This window comes from Mesorhizobium sp. M5C.F.Ca.IN.020.32.2.1 (assembly GCF_004023105.1).
Classification (GTDB): domain Bacteria; phylum Pseudomonadota; class Alphaproteobacteria; order Rhizobiales; family Rhizobiaceae; genus Mesorhizobium; species Mesorhizobium wenxiniae.
The window spans coordinates 1-1,629 of the sequence record NZ_RZSX01001145.1 but is presented as its reverse complement, the minus strand read 5'-3'; the positions used below and the strand labels follow the sequence as shown (position 1 = coordinate 1,629).

The following is a 1,629-nucleotide window of genomic DNA, read 5'->3' as shown; positions in this document are numbered from 1 at the left end:
ATCCTCTTCCGCTGCGCTCGGCCCAATATGCCTCTGGCCATAGGGTGGGATGGCGCTTTCGCGCATCTGGATGTGATTCCGGTCGTTGGCAGTCACTTCGATATGGTCACAGAGCCCTATCTCGCGACCAACCGCCCACTCATCGAGAATGCGTTGAAGCAAACCTATTCTGCGGCTGAGCTTCACAAACGGGAGTACAGACCATCGACTTGATCTCACAATTCAGCATGGGCACGCTGGTGCTCGATGCTCGCGCGGAGGTCGATCGCATCGTTCAGATCCTGCGCGAGCAGGTTTTTGGCACGCTGCGGCGTCGTGGCGTGGTTGTCGGCCTCTCCGGGGGTATCGACAGTTCCGTTGTCGCATCCTTGTGCGCACGCGCGTTCGGGAAAGACAAGGTCTTGGGCATATTCATGCCGGACCGCCATTCCTCCGGCGATTCGCTAAGGCTTGGCCGCAGCGTCGCAGCCCAGCTTGGCATCGATACGATCCTGGAAGACCTAGCACCAGCACTTGAGGCCGTCGGCGCCTATCGCCGACAGATCGAAGCGATCCAGACGGTCGTTCCCCAGTACGGCGACGGCTGGAAATGCAAGCTCGTGCTCGCGTCAGTTCTCGAGAGCAACGGTCTCAACATCACACGCCTCACGGTTCAGGATCCCGAGGGCAAGACCGATACGGTGCGTCTGTCGCCGGCAGCCTATCTGCAGATCGTTGCTGCAACCAACTACAAGCAGCGCCTGCGCAAGATGACCGAGTACTACCATGCGGACCGCCTCAACTATGCCGTTGCAGGTACGCCAAACCGCCTGGAGCATGACCAAGGCTTTTTCGTCAAGCAGGGCGACGGAATTGCCGATCTGATGCCAATCGTCCACCTCTACAAGACCCAGGTCTACCAGCTGGCTGAATACCTTGGGGTGGATGAAGAGGTCCGGCGGCGGCCGCCGACCACGGACACTTTCTCCATGGCCCAGAGTCAGGAGGAATTCTATTTCGCGCTGCCTTACCATCTGATGGATCTGTGCCTCTACGGCTTGAACCACGGAATTTCTGTCGACGAGGTCGCGGCAGCTGCCGGCCTCACCGCGGCCCAGGTTCAGAAAGTCTTCAAGGACATCGACAGCAAACGGCGTGCCGCACGCTATCTTCACGCACGGCCTTTGCCGACCACTGCCATGGGCGAGGGCTGACCGGATGTGCGGCATCGCCGGAATCATCTCACTAGGCGCCTACGCGGCGCCTCCTTCGCGGGAGGCACTGATGCGCATGGTGGGCGCACTCGCGCATCGCGGTCCTGACGAGCGCGGCCTCTACCGCGACAAACGCGCGGGATTGGCGCATGCCCGCCTTTCCGTCGTCGATCTCTCCAACGGCCAGCAGCCACTCGCGGATGCGGGCGACACGACTTGGATCGTCTTCAACGGCGAGATATTCAACTACCTAGATCTGCGTGAAAAATTGATCGCCCTCGGCCACCGCTTCCGCACCCATAGCGACACAGAGGTCATCGTCCATGCCTATCGCGCGTGGGGCGAGGCTGCCTTCGAGCGGATGAACGGGCAATGGGCGGTCGCAATCTGGGACTCGGTGGCGGGTCGTCTCGTGTTATCGCGCGATCGGTTTGGC

At 60.8% G+C, this 1,629-nt stretch carries 1 protein-coding gene and 1 pseudogene; both read left to right on the top strand.

From position 1 onward, the window contains the following. Positions 1 to 227 precede the first annotated feature (227 nt). Positions 228 to 1,193 (top strand): NAD(+) synthase, encoded by a 966-nt coding sequence (gene nadE / locus EOA86_RS33745; RefSeq protein ID WP_128345500.1) that lies wholly within the window; start codon positions 228 to 230, stop codon positions 1,191 to 1,193. Positions 1,194 to 1,197: 4 nt separating this feature from the next. Continuing rightward, positions 1,198 to 1,629: pseudogene (locus tag EOA86_RS33740) on the top strand (asparagine synthetase B); the annotation flags it as partial.